Source organism: Embleya sp. NPDC001921, assembly GCF_053594475.1.
Map to the genome: position 1 here is coordinate 1 of NZ_JBSFEO010000103.1, position 13,892 is coordinate 13,892.

Here is a 13,892-nt window from a genome sequence, read left to right on the forward strand (position 1 = left end):
CTGGTAGATCGGCGGAACCACGGCCCCGGTCAACGGGTCGGGTTCCTGCCCGGCATGGATCGCCAGGGTCTCAAAGCCGTGCGATTGGGTCATGAAAGTCAACGCTATTCGCCCCGACCACCCCGAACGCACGCCTGCCACCTCGCGGAGGGCGCCTGTCTCTTCTGCCCACCCCAAGGCAACCTTGTGATCTCGTTCCGTCGGGTCTCGGACATCATGTCCACGGGTTTCCGAATCGCCGCCGGCAACCGGTGTTGGTGGCGTGTTCTTCCTTGGCACGGCCGGCTGCGGTCGGCGATCGTTTACCCGCGAGCGGAGCGGGATGTCGCAACCCCGTTGGCGACACCGGTTCCATGGGCCCTCGCAGGCGGCTGCGCCGTAGCCGGCGCAGCCGCTGCCATGTAAACGCTTCTCGGGATCGCCCTGGAGGGCTCCCGCATCGTGTCGCGGGCGTCTTCACTTGGGTCGGCGTCGTGTGACATCCGCAGGTCCGGACGGTCCGGAAGGCATCGTGGCCGATCCACGCCGCGCCTGTGCGGACAGCGGTTCCTTCCTCGGCGATTCGGCGGCTTCCTACAAGTCCACCGATTCACCAAGCAGAGAGTCTTGATCGTGCTCGGTGCGGACATCTGCGGACTCGGCCGAGAGCGGCCCACGAGCACCGGGATCCCGTGATCACGAAAAGATGGGGAGAGACCATGTCCACCGCGACACGCGCCCTCCGAGGCGTGTCCTCGGGGGAGACTCTGCACGATCGGATTCGAAAGCTCAACGGAGCCGTGCCGTGCCGCTCACGCAATCCGGAAGTCTTCTTCGATGAGACGTTCGCGGGTGTCGAGAGTGCCAAGACGACGTGCCGCCTGTGCCCTTTGAACCAGTTCTGCCTGGCCGAGGCGCTGGCGCGCAACGAGTCGTGCGGTGTTTGGGGAGGGGAACTGCTGCGCAACGGTGAGGTGGTGCGGACCATGCCCTCCGGTCGAGCACGTTCCAGCGCGTTGAATCCGGTCGAGAGTCTCCGAACGTCGACCCCGCGCTCGCACACGGCCGAAGTCACGTCTGCGAAGACCCGGGTCGCCGGCGTCCGGTGAGGCAGGCGTGTCGGGCGTCCCTGCGGGCCACGCTCGTGACAGGTACACCTGCGCCTGCCGAAGCGGACGGCGAGCCTGGTACGCGTTGTCCACCGGTCACGGGATTCAAGCCGGGCAACTGTCCGCGGTCTCGATCCCGGACGGTGTGACACGCCTGGAACACATCGCTCACACAAGCGATTCGGGGCCGCTCCGGGTCAACGTCGACCTTCGGACGACGCGGCGCGGCCGTCGAACGATCACTCGAGGGAGAGCGCGTACGGCTCGCGCGACGACCGCGACAGGCGCGGCCACGAACCGTGCGACGATCTGCCATCGCCATGAACTTCCTTGCGGAGAAGCAAAGTTCGTCCCAGACAGCATCAGCCGAACGATCTTCGACGCGGGCGATTTTGCCCTGACCACGACGACGGCGAATAGGATTTTCGCGACAACGAACTTTCGCGCCGGGGGCCGGCAGGAATTCCCACGGCGCGCCGACATGACCACGTGAGCGAGAACATCGCGAGTCGAAACGCCGAACTGGGCGCCTTCCTGCGCAGTCGACGCGAGCGCCGGACCCCTTGGACGTGGGGCTCCCACCTGGCCTGCGACGCCGCACACCGGGGCTGCGGCGCTGAAGCCGGCGTGAAGTGGTTTCGCCCGCTCGACGGATCAAGCGGATTCGCAGCGCCGAGGTCGGGCTGCTCAACCTCGCGGGGACACAGCTCACCCCCATCGCCCCCGAGACGCGGGTGGTGGTGTACACCCCGGCCGACGAGCCGTCCCGGGAGCGGCTGGGGCGATTGATGTCCTCGGAGAGTCCGCACACGTGCCGCGGGATCTGGCCTGTGGAAGCCGCAGCGACCTGAAACGCGCCCCTCGGACCAAGGCACCGGCAGCCGCCTGTGCGGGGTCGAGGGTCTCCCCCCTTGTCACGACGCGTTTCTCCGATCCGAACCGCACTCCGAGGTACCAGCATCGGTATTACCGCATCGGAATATTGCGGTCGCAATCAATCGTGCGCGGAGTCGGACGAACGAGGTTCTGTTCCGTCGGGACGAACACCTGTCGACTCGGCGAAGCGGGAGGAGAACCTCACCATCATGTCCGATCGGAGTTTCCCCGATATCAGTCGCCGCACCTTCGCCCGAGGACTCGCCACCACGGCGATGGTCGTGGGCATCGATACCGTCTCCGGGCAGTGGATCACCCGGGCGGCCGCGGCCGAGACCACACCTTCCTCGTTCGACTCCGTTCCCGGCCTGGACGGGGAGTTGCTGCTCGACGAGCCCTCGCGCCAGGCGGTCGCCGTCGACAACGGCAACCTGACCCGTGTGGTGCCGCGGGCCGTCCTGCATCCCGGATCGACGGCTGACATCCAACGAATGATCCGGTTCGCACGACGCAACGGCATCAAGGTGGCCGCACGCGGCGCGGGCCACACCACCGACGGCCAGAGCCTTTCGCCGGGGCTCGTCATCGCGACCGGATCGCTGAACCGTATCCACTCGATCGGACCCACCGCCGCCGATGTCGACGCCGGTGTGCTGTGGAGTGATCTCGTGCGGGCGACCCTGGCACAGGGGCTGGTCCCGCCGCAGCTCACGGACTACACGAATCTGTCCGTCGCGGGGACGTTGTCGGTCGGCGGTGTCTCCGGGCGCTTCGCGCAAGGCGCCCAGATCGACCGCGTCCGTCAACTCGAAGTGGTCACGGGTACGGGCGAGTTGCTCACCTGTTCCGCGACCGAGAACCGCGAGCTGTTCGAGGTGATGTTGGGCGGTCTCGGACAGTGCGGGGTGATCACCCGCGCGAAGGTCGACCTCGTCCGCGCACCCGCGATGGCTCGGCTGCACACCATCAAGTACACCGACAACGCCCGCTTCTTCCGCGACCTGCGTACACTGCTCCGCCGCGGCGAACTCGACGAGGCCTACAACATCTGGGCACCTGGTCCAGCGGGATGGGACTACCTGCTCCAAGCCGTCGCCTACTACGACACCGCTTCGCCGCCCGACACGGCTCAACTGTTGCGCGGTTTGAGCGTCGCGGCCACGGACGCGTCCGTCGTGGACCTGCCACTGGCCGCGTACCTGGAGCGGATCAACGGTTTCATCGATTCGACGAGCGGATACGAACGCCTGGTCAAACCCTGGTTCGACGTCTGGCTCCCCGACGACGCCATCGAACGCTTCGTCGCCTCGGTGTTGCCCACCCTCACTCCTGCGGACGTGGGCCCGGCCGGCTTCCTGCTCATGTTCCCGCAGCAACGCGCCAAGCTCACCCGGCCCTTCTTCAGCGTGCCGAACTCGGACACCTGGGTGCACCTCTTCGACATCCTGACCACCTCGCCCACCAGCGATCCGCCGGCCGGTTTCGCCGCGAGCATGGCGGCCCGAAACCGGGCACTCTTCGACCGGGCCCGCGCCGCGGGCGGGACGCGCTATCCGATCGGGACGCTCGACTTCGATCGCGCGGACTGGAAGCGCCAATACGGCGCCCGCTGGCCCGAACTCGTCAGGCGCAAGCAGCGCTACGACCCCGACAACATCCTCGCCCCCGGACCGGGAATCTTCTGACCCGCCAACGACACCGTCCCTCGGGCCTGTGCGACAAGCACGACAGGCCCGAGGGACGGTGGGGCGGGGCGACTTCTCCGCGTCGGGGGAGGCGCGGTCGGTCGCCTCAGGTAACCGAACTGGACGCGGCGTTCGACACGTAGCCCTCAGGGACTCCGTCGACGATCACCAGCGCGCTGTCCATGTGTTCGGTACGCAGCGGGAGGATGTCCTGGTACGCGGGAGACTCGTACCACGAGGTCGCATCAGCCCTGCTCGGGAACTCGATCACGACGAGCGAACCGCTCCACGGGTGTTCGACCACTTCCAACTCCCCGCCGTGCACGAGGTATCGCCCCGAGAAGGGTGTCAACGTGTCCTGAACGCGATCGAGGTACTCCTCGACCTCCGCGTGCGGAACGATGTTCGCCAGGATCGCCACGACATACGCCGGCGACGACTTCGTACCACTCATCCGAACCTGCTCTTCATTTCCGGGGCAATCCCGATCGTGCCTCGACAAGTCCCTGTCGAGAGGTACGAGGGACTCATCGATGCTCATATCGAATCAATACCGCGCAACGGGTCGCGTCGAACTTCGAGACGCGACGATCAGTGGGGAGCACGCGACGCCATGAGTCGGCGTTGCCGCGTCGCACACGAGTCGGTCCACCGAGCAGCTCAGGCGATGGCCGGAGACCACGGAAGTCTGCCGAGGTTCTCCACGCAGGCGGCTCAGGCCCGGCTGCACGTCGCCGGGTAGATATTTACCAGCCAACTCGCCACCCAGCCCCAACGACCGTGACGGAAGCTGTACACGTACTTGTAGCTGTTCGTCGAGATCCGCCAGTCGGGGCTCGCGCCCCAGTAGCCCTGGACGGTGTTGTCCCGATTCAACGATCCGTAGGCCGAGTAACCGGTACCGGGGCCAGAGCGGAACTTCACTCCGTCCCCGACGGAGGCGCCCAGGCACTTGTAGATCGGCCCCGGCCCCGGATTCGCTCTCGCTGCCGACGGGGCGGCCTGTGCGGCGGGTGCTACGGCCACACCGCTTCCGGCGAGGGCCATCGCAAGGACAACACTTCTCACTACAGCCGATTTGCGCATCGTCTCTCCTTAGGGTGTTCACCTGAGAGCATGCGACGGCACCTGCGTTCGCCATAGGAGAAAGACGTCAATTCCTCCGATGCGCCTTCGGTTGTCCAAGGCACATAAAAACAGCTCACCATGGCCCTCGAACCACCACAAGAAGACGGAGCTGGTTGGGACTCGGGAAAGACGAAAGGCGCACCGGAGGTGGCAAAAGCGTCGCGAACTCTCTCCGGTCTGCGTGCTTGTAAAAATGCGACCGATACCGCCGCCTCGCTAGCCGGGTCGAACGCCTGCAAGGAACGGCATCGTGCGGATCGACTCCACCTTGACTTTGACCCCGGGGCGCGGAGCGTGGATCATCATGTCGTTGCCGATATACAGGCCCACATGCCTGTTGTCCGGGTAGAAGAAGATCAGATCGCCCTCCTTGAGCTGGTCGATACTGGTGATCTTCGGGCCGTCCTTGATCTGGGTGTAGGTGGTGCGGCTCAGCTTGACGCCGGCCGCCGCCCAGGAGGCCTGGGTCAGACCCGAACAGTCATAGCTGTCGGGGCCTTCCGCGCCGGAGACGTACGACTTTCCGAGTTGTTCCCGGGCGAACTCGATCGCCAGGCCGGCGCGACCGGAGACGGGGACCGTGGTGGTCGGTTTCTCGGTCTTGTCGCCCGAGCCGCGCGGCGACGTCCGGGAATCGTCCTGGGCGTGCTCGTCGGACGTGAGAACCTCTTGCCGCTGCTTCGCGTTCAACGTGTTCAGCAGACGCTGTGCCTCGGCGAGCTTCGTCTGGATCTCGGTCTTGTTCCGGTTCAGCTCGGTCCGCAGCCTCTCCAGTTCCGCAAGCTGCGTGGAGGCCTCGGTACGGTCCTGCTGAAGGACGCGGGCCCGCGTGGCGACCTCGCGGAGCTGAGCGGCCTGCCGGCCGTCGAGGTGCGCGAGCATCTGCGCTTTCTGCAGGAAGCCTTCGGGGTCACCACTGAGCGCCAGCGAGAGCTCGGGCGGAAGCCCGCCGCTGCGGTACACGTCGGCGGCGAGCAGACCGATCTGGTCGCGCAACGTGTTGAGCGCGGCCTGCTCCTCGGCGACACGGTCCTGAGTCCGATTGACCGCAATCTGCTGCTTCTCGATCTGCTCCTCGACGCCGTTGGCGATGTCGGTGGCTTTGACCACATCGCTGTGCAACTTGTCGACCTGCTCCTTGACCTCCTGGAGCCGGGGAGCGGGATCGGCATGGGCGGCGCCCGAGAAAGCGATCACGCCCGTCATCGTCGCGGCCGCCGTCACGACGGTGGCCGCGGTGCGAACCGCGCTGCGCGGCTTGGGTTTGCGGTGTTGCCCGGGTCGACGTTTGGACGCCACTGGTGACGACTCTCCTTAAGGGACCGATGAATCTCGTCGCGATCCCGCATCGAATCCGACGGACCGTCGGGTGAGCGGCCGACATCGCACCGATCGTCGGCCGCAACGCCACATCCAATCGCGTATGACCGTACTCGGCGACGGTCACATTACCAAGACTTCAAAGAGCATCGTATTCCCGAAAGTTTGTCGCGGTATTCCGACCCCGATCACCTCCCCTTCATCCGACATGACCCGCTTGTCCGAATCAGGGAACCGAATCTCGCTACCGGAAATCTGGCGCGTATTTCCGATCATCCGTCGTCTCGTCCTGAGTGGAATAGCCCGCACCGGTTACGGCAAACGCGGCCCGCTCATGCCCGACCGGCGAAAGTCATGCGCTCCCGGCCCGAAGGCGGCACCGCTCCCGGGAGCAAAAGGCATATCCCACGGGCCCTGAGCACACCGCTTCCGGGTCGGAGCAGCGTCGCGTCGTCCCGGGGAGGGTCGTGGCCGAGACCGTCCTGCGGACATATCGCTTCGCCCTCGATCCCACCTCCTCCCAACTCCTCGACCTCGCCCGACACGCGGGAGCCGCGCGTTGGGCCTACAACTGGGCCAACGCGCACAAGCTCGCCGCTCACGAGGCGCGCAGGGGCGAAATCGGCGACCTGGTCGCGGTCGGGCACACACAGGAGTCGGCTCGGAAGCACGCGACGATTCGAGTGCCGAACAAGGCGACCGTCCAGAAGCACCTGAACTCGATCAAGGGCGACTCCCGCCACCACGTCCCCGGACCCGAATCGCATGGTCCACACCGACCGTGCGCGTGGTGGCACGAGGTCTCGACCCACGCACTCCAGTCCGCGATGACGGACTGCGACACCGCATGGGACAACTGGGCCAAGGCCGCCTCCGGTCGGCGAGCCGGTGCCGCCATGGGCTTTCCCCGCTTCAAACGCAAGGGCAGATCGCGGGACTCGTTTCGCCTGTACGGCCGCGGGCTGCGCTTCGACGGTCATCGTCGAATCGGCCTCCCCCGGCTCGGGAGCGTACGCCTGCACGAGTCGGCCAAGCGGCTCGTGCGTCTGATCGACCGCGGTACCGCCGCCATCAAGAACGTCACCGTCGCCCGTGGTGGGTCGCGCTGGTACGCCTGCGTCCTGGCCGAGGTCACCATGACCACGCCGTCCGGGCCCACACGCGCGCAGCGCGACGCCGGCACCGTCGGCGTCGACCTGGGGGTGAGCACCCTCGTCACGCTTTCCCGACCACTGGACCCGAGCGTGCCGAGCAGCGACCGAATCGCCAATCCGCGGTGGCTCGTTCGCGACACCCGTCGTCTGCGCAAGGCGCAACAGAAACTCACCCGCACCCGCGCGGGCTCCGGCCGGCGTCGCAAGGCCGCAAGCCGGTTCGCCGCCGTGCACGCCCGGATCGCCGAACGCCGCGCCGGGCATCTCCACCAGATCACCAAACGCATCGTCACCGGTTTCACGACGATCGGCGTCGAGCGATTCGATCTCGTCGGACTGACCCGATCGGCGCACGGAACCATCGAGCGGCCCGGTACGAACGTCGGCGTCAAGGCGCGCTTCAATCGGCACCTGCTGGACGCGGCCCTGGGCGAGACTCGACGCCAACTCGGCTACAAGTCGCCCTGGTACGGCGCCAGAACGATCTTCCTCGATCCGGGCACATCCACCAACCGCCTCTGCTCGTCGTGCGGATGGGAAAACCCACCCCGCCGCCCGTCGGCTGACCGGTTCACCTGTGGAAAGTGCGGCCTGAAGACCACCCGGTCCGTCAACTCGGCACGCAACATCCAACGAATGGCCCATGAACTGACACTCGTCGCCCCTGACACAGAGGAGACGCGAAACGCTCGTGGAGCGGACACAGCCGACGACACCGCAGTGACGTCGAACGTGACCGCATCGATGCGAGAAGGCCCGTACTGGGTCACCCCGGTGAAGTAATCCACCGGTCACCCGACTTCCCCACTCGACCGGCGCGTTCGCGACCGTGCGAGAGGGAGACAGGGTGGGTCGGAGACCCGCCACCTGTTCGTTTCCCTCGGAGGCGAAGGATCCGCGTCGGCGGTATCGACGGGTCGGCAGTCGCGAAATTCCTTTTCCCGCGCGGCGACACCGACCAGTGTTGACACAGGCGCCAACCGCGAGAGACCCGCGCCACACGACCGATCACCGGACTCGGCAGTCGAGTTCGATCACATCGACAGCGTTGGGAGACCGTGACCATGCTTGCCACGGTCCTGCGGGCCTATCGGTTCGCCCTGGATCCCACGCCGGCGCAGATCGAGGAGTTCGGCCGAAACGCGGGTGCGGCGCGGTGGGCCTTCAACTGGGCGCACGGCATGAAGCTCGCGGCCTACCGGATCCGGCGTGAGGAAATCGCGGATCTCGTCGCGAACGGGCACACCCTGGAGTCCGCGAACAAGGCGGCGAGGACGCCTGTCCCGACCAAGGCCGCCATCCGGAAGCACCTCAACGCCATCAAGGGCGATTCGCGCCGAGACACGCTCACGCAGGACGCGTTCGGTCCGCATCGGCCGTGTCCGTGGTGGCACGAAGTCTCCACCTACGCCTTGCAGTCCGCGTTCGACGACTGTGACACCGCGTGGCAGAACTGGGCTCGGTCGATCAACGGCACGCGCGCGGGACGACCCTTGGGCGCGCCTCGGTTCAAGAAGAAGGGACGCGCACGCGACGCCTTCCGCCTCTACGGGTCCGCGCTCCGCACCGACGGGTATCGCCGCGTCGTGCTCCCCAAGATCGGTTCCGTGCGCCTGCACGAGTCCAACAAACGGCTCTCCCGTCTGCTCGATCGGGGACGGGCCGTCCTCAAGTGTGTGACGGTTACGCGGAGCGGAACCCGCTGGTACGCGTCGATCCTCGCCGAAGTGGCCCAGGACATACCAGAGGTCCCCACTCGCGCCCAGCGTGCGGCGGGCACCGTCGGCGTCGATCTGGGCGTGCGCGTACTGGCCACGCTCTCTCGCCGCCTGGAGCCCGACGACCCCGACAGCGACCGGATTCCGCATCCTCGCTATCTCGAGCACAACCTCGTTCGGCTGGCCAAGGCCCAACGACGGCATGCCCGTACCGAGAAGAGGTCCAAGCGACGCGCCAAGGCCGCGAGACGCGTCGCGGTCATCCACGCGCGTATCGCCGAACAACGTGCCGGCCACCATCACCGGCTCAGCAAAAGTTTGACGACGACGTTCGCGGTCGTCGGCGTGGAGAACCTCGACATTCTCGCGCTCACCTCCTCCGCCGGTGACACCCGTGATCGCCCCGGTAGGAACCCGGGCAGCAGAACCCGCTTCAACCGCCTCATGCTCGACGCGGCCCTTGGCGATCTGCGCCGACAACTCACCTACAAGGCAACCTGGTACGGGTCGACGACGGTCGTCCTCGACCGCGCCACGCCCACCAACCGAACCTGCTCCTCGTGCGGATGGGAAAACCCACCCCTGAGCCCCGGAGCCGACCGATTCACCTGCCACCGATGCGATCTTCGGGTGGGACGGGCCGTCAACAGTGCCCGCAACATCGAGCGCATCGCGGGCCACGCGCACCAACATGTCGCCTCCGACGAGGGGGAGACGCGAAACGCTCGTGGAACGGGCGCGTCCACAGGCACTCGTGCCTCGAACGCACCCGTGACGAAGCGAGAAGGCCCGCAAGGGTCATCCCGGCGGGTCAACCCGTCGGCCACCTGCACTGCGAGTCGCCCGCACTGAACCCGCGCCGCGATACCGACCCACGTGCGTCGGCGCCGCGGCGAGGAATGACGTGCGAGCGGGTGGGTCGGTGAATCGGCGAGTCCCGCCGACGACTGCGACGTGCCGTCGCGAGAAACGCCGCCCCGGAGACGGACTCGCCGCAGGTGGGTCGGATCCGACGTTGACGTCTGCTCCCTTGGATCGCATGCTCGACCTGATGCTGGTCCGGGCACTGCGCGGCTGGTTCGACGCCCCGGACGCGGGCGCCCCCGCGTGGTGCCGCGCGCTGGAGGATCCGGTGGTGGGCGGCGCGCTGCGGCTGATGCACGACGCACCCGCCCACTCGTGGACGGTGGCGGACCTGGCAACCGAGTTCGAGCGAACAAAGACAGGGGTCGATCGTATGGACCGGTCGGTCGCCACCAGACACGCCGTCGCGAGGCCGACCGGATCCACTCGAGATTCCGCGCCGGGGTGCGGGACGGATCCGGTCGCCCGCTTCCGTGCTGCGGCCGCGTGGATCAGGGCTTGCCGTCGAGCTGCGGTGTGAACACGGCCACGTCCTGGCCGAATGCGACGACGAGGCGACCGTCGGAGGTCGATGCGAGGATCGTGACCTCATCGGGCAGGTCGAAGCGGCAGAGTTGGCGTTCGTGGTCGAGGTCCCACAGACGCACCGTCCGGTCCTCCCCACCCGTGGCGACGATCGTACGTTCTCCGCCGAGCATGGTCGCAGCGGCGCGGATGGGCGCCGTGTGGCCGCTCAGAGCCGCTCGCACCGGTTTGCCGGTGGCCAGGGACCAGACATGGACCAGGCGGTCGTCACCCGCGGTCACCGCGATCGGGGTGTCGTCGAGATCAGCGAGCGCGATGGCGTGGACACGACCGGAGCCGATCTCCGGTCGGCACACCTGACGGCCACTGGACACCCACCACACATGGACGCCGCCCTCGAGGTGTGGGCCGGCGGTGACGGCCACCGCGCGCGCTCGGAGGGTAGCGATCACCGCGACCTCGACAGCGGCACGACCAGCGCTGCCCCGTCCCATGGTCGCACCACACATCGCGCCGTCGTCCAGGTACCAGACGCGGGCCTCGTTGCGGTGGCCACCGGTGAGCGCAATGGGCCGATCATGCAGGTAGCCGGTGGCTATGGCGGAAATCGGGCCCCTATGACGCCTGGCGGGGGAGGTGGGAGTGAAGGAGGTCGGCATCGGTGCGCCGTCGGAAAGGCGCACCAAACTCGGAGTTCGGTAGTCGTCGGTCACGGTGACCGCGAGCGGTTCCCCGACGATGCGGGTCACCACGACTGGCCCGCCTCCCGTGTTCTTGATCTCGATGGGCGTCCGCAGTCGGGTGCCGTCGGCGAGATCGACGACGGACACGTAGCTCCTGATGCCGGGCTCTGGGCCGAACGCTTTGATCCCGCCAACATGCCCGGCGACGAAGATGCTTCCGCCGTGCGACTCGTCGACGCTCACGGCAGTGGGCCGGCCGAGGAATGGCCGAGGCCGTTTGGCTTCCCTGCCATCGCACGCGGCAGTCAGATCCCACGCATGCACCCCGGACGAGTCGTAGCCGGCGGCGGCAATCACGATCGGAACACCATCGACATCGATTGCCGCCACCGATGCCACGAAGGAAAGGTGGTGGGTCAGGAGCGGATCGCACAACGCGTCCCCGGTGGTCGGGTCCAGGACTCGGACGCGCCCGCCGTACGACCCGGCAACGACGATGGGACGTCCGGCCAACTCGGCAAGGGCCAGGGAGCGGCCCGCGAGGAGGCCTGCCGGGAGCAGTTCCCGGATCAACTCACCGGTTTCCAAGTCGTAGAGGTTGACGGAGCTGATCGAACTGCCGGTGATCACCACAGGGCGGCCGTCGAGCACGAACACAGCCAGGGAATCGAGCGGTCGATTCGAGGCCCGCAACGATTCACACACCTCCCGACCCTCTTCGGGATCCCACACACGGACAACACCATGACAATCCCCTGTGACCGCCACGGTGCTGCCGTTCAGCGTTGCCGTCGCCGCACTGACAACGCTGCCGGTGTGCCTGTGGAACCGCGGACCGAAGGGGCATTGTGCAAGCGAATCCCAGGCTTGGGCAGTGCCGTCCTCGCTCCCGGCGATCGCGATCGCACGACCGTTCAAGACCGTTGTCGCCAGTGCCTTGATCCGGGATGCGTGGCCACGTGCCGGTGCACCGACCGGCAGCCCGGAGATCGGGTCCATGTGCTGGATGGTCGACCGAGAGCGGCGCACGCCACGCCTGTAGCCGCCGACCACCAAGGACGGTTTGCCGTCCACCTCCAGGTATTCCAAGGCCTCGACATAGACCCCTGGGAAGTGCGGGCGCGCTATCAGTTCTCCGGTCAGCGCGTCCCAGGTCCACCCCGTCTCGCCGTGCGAGGCAGCGGTCACCACCGCGCGCCCCTCCACCACACCAGCCGCCAGCGCCTGGAACGACTGTTCCGTTCCTCGCTCGTGATGGCCCGCCCTGGCGATCCACAAAGCCGCGCCGTCCAGGCGGGCGCCGGTGGCCCAGGTGGGCGCGAACGGCGCCGGTTCCCCGTTCTCGTCGGGGACTTCAGCGAGCCGATCGCTCAACATGCCGGCGCCCCAACGTGCGGCGTCCACAGCGAGGACGTCACGACGTACGGACGGCGCGGCCGCGCGATGCCGTGGGAACGACGTGCGATAGACGGCTGCGGACAATCGTGCGGCCTCCCCCACGGCCCGCCGCGACAACGCGATCACCTCGCTGGGATCCGCATGTACGAGGAAGTGTGGATCGGCCAACAGCTCGTCCACGGTTGGTTGTGGGTCACCCGGTTGCGCGTACGTGGAACCGGTGGATACGAAACCGTTCGAGTTCACGCGGCGAAGCTAACATCGAGATCCCACACCACGCCCCACCGACCTTCGCGCGATTCGTCCGTCGACTCCACCCGGGACTTGGGGAGCCCGGTTGTCGGATTTCCTGGGCGAAAGGATCCGTCGCGTCTTTCCAAGACCGATGGAGCCGAGCCGCCTTGGATGGTGGTCCGCGTGTCGGCGGGTCTGTTTCGTCGCATCGGTGCCGAGTCCGGGAGGTGGGTTGGTGGGCAGTCCTTCGGTGAGCGACCCCGTCGTCTCCCTCTGCGGCGTCGACTCCGACGCCACGCCGACGTTCGTCCTGACGACCCGGACCGTGCGGGCGGATGTCGCTCTCGTGGACGTCCGCGGCGAACTCGACGTCGAGACCGCGTACGTGTTGCGGACGCGGGCGCTCGCGCTGATCGGCCAGGGGCATCGCCATCTGGTGTTGAACCTGGCCGACGTCGAGTTCTGCGACTCCACCGGCGTGAGCGTGGTGGTCGCCCTCTTCCGGCATACCCGCGCCCGCCATGGCACCCTCGCCCTGGCCGCCGTGCCCGACCGCATCCGCCGCGTCCTGCGTCTGACCGGTGTGTCCCGTTTCGTGACCGATCACCCGTGTGTAGCCCAGGCACTCGCCGCGATCCCACGCGTCGGTCCGGATGCCCACCGACCGAAGTTGCTCGCGATGCCGGCCGGGCCGAACCCGGGCAGCCGCCTCACGTCCTCCACATCACCGTACGATCCGCGTGCGAACCAAGACTGTGCCCTCTATTGAACGAGCGGCCACCCGACGACCCCATCACGATCATCGGGTGACATCGGCCGGACAGCTCAACGGTGCACGGGGGCCTTGCGTCCGACGTCCACAGGGCTCCGCCGGATCCGCAGGCGAGGGAGGCTTTGGAATGCGGCCGTCCATCGTCGAACGTTCCTTGGCGCACTTCTCCTATCGGCTCGGTCCAACACGCGAAATGGTGAGCGCGATGCGCACTCCCGCGCCCACCAATGGCGCGGAGCGCACGAACGCCCGCCTCAGCATGCGGAATGTGGGGGAGACATGAAGAGAAATTTGACCCGAGCGCTCATGGTCACGCTCAGCGTCATCGCCATCGGTGCCGGGCTCGGACCGTCTAAGGCTTGTCCCGTAAGTGATCTTGGGTGTGTCGGCCGCGGTTCGGGGCCGGGTTATCCGGCGAGGGTGAGGTTGTGCAGGCGGGCGATGCCG

Annotated in this window: 10 protein-coding genes and 2 pseudogenes; 8 read left to right on the top strand and 4 right to left on the bottom strand. The window is 67.2% G+C overall.

Translation table 11 applies throughout. The annotated features are described in order from the left end of the window. Positions 1-698: 698 nt before the first annotated feature. The 4 genes and pseudogenes from ACWCPW_RS50595 to ACWCPW_RS50610 all read left to right on the top strand — a co-directional run bounded on the left by ACWCPW_RS50595 (position 699) and on the right by ACWCPW_RS50610 (position 3,649). Positions 699-1,088, top strand: a complete 390-nt coding sequence (locus tag ACWCPW_RS50595; RefSeq protein WP_449768435.1) for a WhiB family transcriptional regulator — start codon at positions 699-701, stop codon at positions 1,086-1,088. A gap of 489 nt (positions 1,089-1,577) precedes the next feature. After that, a pseudogene (locus tag ACWCPW_RS50600) lies at positions 1,578-1,705 on the top strand (transcriptional regulator); the annotation flags it as partial. Positions 1,706-1,720: 15 nt separating this feature from the next. Next, the gene (locus ACWCPW_RS50605; protein WP_449768436.1) at positions 1,721-1,939 is read left to right on the top strand and encodes a hypothetical protein; all 219 of its coding nucleotides are present in this window, start codon (positions 1,721-1,723) and stop codon (positions 1,937-1,939) included. Positions 1,940-2,173: 234 nt separating this feature from the next. Further along, positions 2,174-3,649 carry an FAD-binding protein gene (locus ACWCPW_RS50610; protein ID WP_449768437.1) on the top strand — a complete coding sequence of 492 codons (1,476 nt, stop codon included), beginning with the start codon at positions 2,174-2,176 and terminating at the stop codon, positions 3,647-3,649. Between the two features lie 106 nt (positions 3,650-3,755). Here ACWCPW_RS50610 and ACWCPW_RS50615 read toward each other — a convergent pair whose 3' ends face one another. The 3 genes from ACWCPW_RS50615 to ACWCPW_RS50625 form a co-directional block, all read right to left on the bottom strand. Then, positions 3,756-4,103 (bottom strand): DUF1330 domain-containing protein, encoded by a 348-nt coding sequence (locus ACWCPW_RS50615; RefSeq protein ID WP_449768438.1) that lies wholly within the window; start codon positions 4,101-4,103, stop codon positions 3,756-3,758. 260 nt (positions 4,104-4,363) lie between these two features. Further along, entirely contained in the window at positions 4,364-4,573 is a 210-nt protein-coding gene (locus ACWCPW_RS50620) for a hypothetical protein (RefSeq protein WP_449768439.1), read from the bottom strand. Positions 4,574-4,993: 420 nt separating this feature from the next. After that, positions 4,994-6,076 (bottom strand): NlpC/P60 family protein, encoded by a 1,083-nt coding sequence (locus tag ACWCPW_RS50625; RefSeq protein WP_449768440.1) that lies wholly within the window; start codon positions 6,074-6,076, stop codon positions 4,994-4,996. Positions 6,077-6,564: 488 nt separating this feature from the next. Here ACWCPW_RS50625 and ACWCPW_RS50630 point away from each other — a divergent pair, with 488 nt between their 5' ends. From ACWCPW_RS50630 to ACWCPW_RS50640, 3 genes and pseudogenes are all read left to right on the top strand, one after another. Beyond that, positions 6,565-8,034, top strand: a complete 1,470-nt coding sequence (locus tag ACWCPW_RS50630) for an RNA-guided endonuclease InsQ/TnpB family protein (protein ID WP_449768441.1) — start codon at positions 6,565-6,567, stop codon at positions 8,032-8,034. Between the two features lie 281 nt (positions 8,035-8,315). Beyond that, a complete protein-coding gene (locus ACWCPW_RS50635) occupies positions 8,316-9,821 on the top strand; it encodes an RNA-guided endonuclease TnpB family protein (RefSeq protein ID WP_449768442.1) in 1,506 nt (501 codons plus the stop codon). A 178-nt stretch (positions 9,822-9,999) separates the two neighbouring features. Next, positions 10,000-10,180, top strand: a pseudogene (locus ACWCPW_RS50640) (AraC family transcriptional regulator); the annotation flags it as partial. 144 nt (positions 10,181-10,324) lie between these two features. Here ACWCPW_RS50640 and ACWCPW_RS50645 read toward each other — a convergent pair. Continuing rightward, positions 10,325-12,685: a WD40 repeat domain-containing protein gene (locus ACWCPW_RS50645; protein ID WP_449768443.1), complete on the bottom strand. Its 2,361-nt coding sequence runs from the start codon at positions 12,683-12,685 to the stop codon at positions 10,325-10,327. A gap of 238 nt (positions 12,686-12,923) precedes the next feature. On the opposite strand from ACWCPW_RS50645, the gene ACWCPW_RS50650 reads away from it, so the two are divergent. Then, positions 12,924-13,442, top strand: coding sequence for an STAS domain-containing protein (locus tag ACWCPW_RS50650; RefSeq protein ID WP_449768444.1), 519 nt, complete (start codon positions 12,924-12,926; stop codon positions 13,440-13,442). The last annotated feature ends 450 nt before the right edge of the window (positions 13,443-13,892 follow it).